The organism is Arthrobacter sp. TB 26, assembly GCF_000427315.1.
Lineage (GTDB): Bacteria > Actinomycetota > Actinomycetes > Actinomycetales > Micrococcaceae > Arthrobacter.
In genome coordinates this window covers 1-2,228 of sequence record NZ_AUPJ01000524.1, presented here as the reverse complement: position 1 = coordinate 2,228, position 2,228 = coordinate 1, and the positions used below count along the sequence as shown (strand labels likewise).

General features: G+C 72.4%; 3 protein-coding genes. 1 reads left to right on the top strand and 2 read right to left on the bottom strand.

Annotation, left to right across the window (positions count from 1 at the left end; all coding sequences use genetic code 11):
• Positions 1-673 (bottom strand): BadF/BadG/BcrA/BcrD ATPase family protein (locus tag K789_RS0120670; protein ID WP_024368412.1); only part of this gene is annotated, 673 nt, incomplete at its 3' end.
• A gap of 36 nt (positions 674-709) precedes the next feature.
• Between K789_RS0120670 and K789_RS0120665 the strand changes: the two genes are divergently transcribed.
• Positions 710-1,744 carry a nitronate monooxygenase gene (locus K789_RS0120665; RefSeq protein ID WP_024368411.1) on the top strand — a complete coding sequence of 345 codons (1,035 nt, stop codon included), beginning with the start codon at positions 710-712 and terminating at the stop codon, positions 1,742-1,744.
• Between the two features lie 59 nt (positions 1,745-1,803).
• On the opposite strand, the gene K789_RS0120660 is transcribed toward K789_RS0120665, so the two are convergent.
• Positions 1,804-2,228 (bottom strand): LysR substrate-binding domain-containing protein (locus tag K789_RS0120660; protein WP_024368410.1); only part of this gene is annotated, 425 nt, incomplete at its 5' end.

The window sequence follows — 2,228 nt, the reverse complement described above, 5'->3', positions numbered from 1 at the left end:
CGAGCCGGGCCCGCTCTGCCCAGTACCGCCGCCCGGTCTGCGGCGAATGGAAGAGCGCGATCAGCTTGTTGGGGTCATCCACACCGCAGGAGGCCAGCAGGGCCGTCGTGAGGTCGTCCGGTTCCAGCCCCTGGTTCATCCGGCGCAGGCTGTGGCGCACTGCCTCGCGGCCCAGCCAGTACCCGCTGCCTTCGTCGCCAAGCAGGTAGCCCCAACCGCCGGCGCGGGCCTCCTCGCCGCGGCTGTTCCTGCCCCAGGCGGCCGAGCCCGTTCCGCCGATGACGGCGACGCCGGTGCTTGCGCCGCCGGCAGCCAGCAGGAGCCTCGAGTCGTGGACCACGGTGATCCGGGCGCCCGGCACGTGCGGCGCAATCAGCGCGGCGAGCGCTGCGGCGTCGTCGTCGGTATCGATGCCGCCGGCCCCCGCGTAGACCTGGGAGACCTGCCCGCCCCCGATCCGGGCAAAGAGCCCGGCGAGGTTCAGGGCCGCCTCCTCGCGGCTGACGTTCTGGACGTTGGAGCTGCCCACTGATTCGTCGGCCACGGCTTTGCCGTCCTCGAAGCGGACGCCGCGCGTCTTGGTTCCGCCGATATCGAGGCCGATCACTGTGCCGGTGGCGGGAGCGGCCGGGGAATCGGGGTCCGCCGACGGCGGGATGTCAGAATGGGTCACCGGAACAGCCTACTGAATCCTTTCCAGGAGTGAGCAATGTCGCACGACATCTTTGGTACCCGCATCATCGCCGCACCGATGGCTGGCGGGACCTCCACTCCGGCCTTCGTGAAAGCCGTGCATGACGCCGGCGGCCTGGGCTTCCTGGCGGCGGGATACAAGGGCGTGGAGGCCATGCAGGCGGAGATACGCAGCGCCCGCGCTTCCGGGGCACGGTTCGGCATGAATGTCTTTGTTCCCGACTCCGCCCAGCTGCCGCCGTCCGCGGAAGTGCGGGCGCAGCTCGAGGACTACCGCAGCCTGCTGCGTGTGGATGCCCTGCGGTACGGCGTTACGGTTCCGCCGCTGCGGCTCGACGACGACGACCACTGGCAGGGCAAGGTCGAAGCGCTGCTCGCCGATCCGGTGGAACTGGTCAGTTTTGCGTTCGGGCTCCCCGGTACCGGTGTTGTGCGTGCGCTGCAGCGGGCCGGCTCCGCCGTGCTCGCCACCGTGACGACGGTTGCCGAGGCGCTGAAAGCTGCCGGACAGGGCGTGGATGCGCTGGTGGTGCAGCACGGGAGCGCCGGCGGCCACAGCGCGGCCTTCCAGCCGCGCCCCGCCGGGTCCGGTTGCACGGTGCAGGGCACGACGGCGGAGCTGATCGCGTCGGTGCGCGGCGCCGTGGCCCTTCCCATCGTGGCAGCAGGCGGGATCATGGACGCCGCCGGCCTGGTCGGTGCGCAGGCCGCGGGGGCACAGGCAGCCCAGCTGGGCACGGCCTTCCTCCGCACGGAAGAGAGCGGCGCCCGAAAGTTGCACAAGGACGCGCTGGCCAGCCCGCACTTCACGCAAACGGCGCTGACAAGGGCCTTCACCGGACGGCCGGCCCGGGCGCTGGTCAATGAGTTTGTGCGGGACCACCCCGACGCGCCGGAGGCCTATCCCGCCGTGCACCACCTCACGGCTCCGCTGCGTGCAGCTGCTGCCGCTGCCGGGGACGCTGAGCGCCTCAACCTCTGGGCAGGCACCGGCTGGCAGCGGGCGAGGCCGGGATCCGTCGCGGAGGTCATGGCGGCTCTGCTGGGCTGACCGAGCGCCAGGGTGCCTCCGGCTCGCGGACGACGGCGAGAGAGGCGCCGCGGGCCGGCTCAGGTGCCGGAGCGCCCGCGGACGAAGCCGGCCAGGAGTGCCGGGCCGTCGCTGAGCACCAGCTCCCGGAACAGCCGCACCGGGTCCGGTTCGGCGTCCGCTCCCCCACGCCGTTCCCGCCAGGCCAGGCCGATCTCCCGGAAGGCAAGGCCTGAATCCAGCGCGAGTTCCACCCAGCCGAGGTCGCCTGACTGCGTCGGCATGTCGCGGCCGGGGGCCAGCCCGCCGGGCGGGAGGATGCTCACGCCGAGACCTGCCGAGACGAGTCCCCTGGCCGTGTGGGTGTCCTGGCTCTCGAAGGCGATGCGGGGCCGGAAGCCCGCCTCCCGGAACAGTGCGTCGGTCAGCGAGCGCATGCCGTAGCCGGGGCCCATCGCCACGAACGGGTCCTGCCGGATCTCCGCGAGGCGGGCACGACGGCGCG

Excerpts from the sequence above, each read along its gene's own strand:
- K789_RS0120665 (WP_024368411.1), top strand. The coding sequence starts at position 710 with ATGTCGCACGACATCTTTGGTACCCGCATCATCGCCGCACCGATGGCT.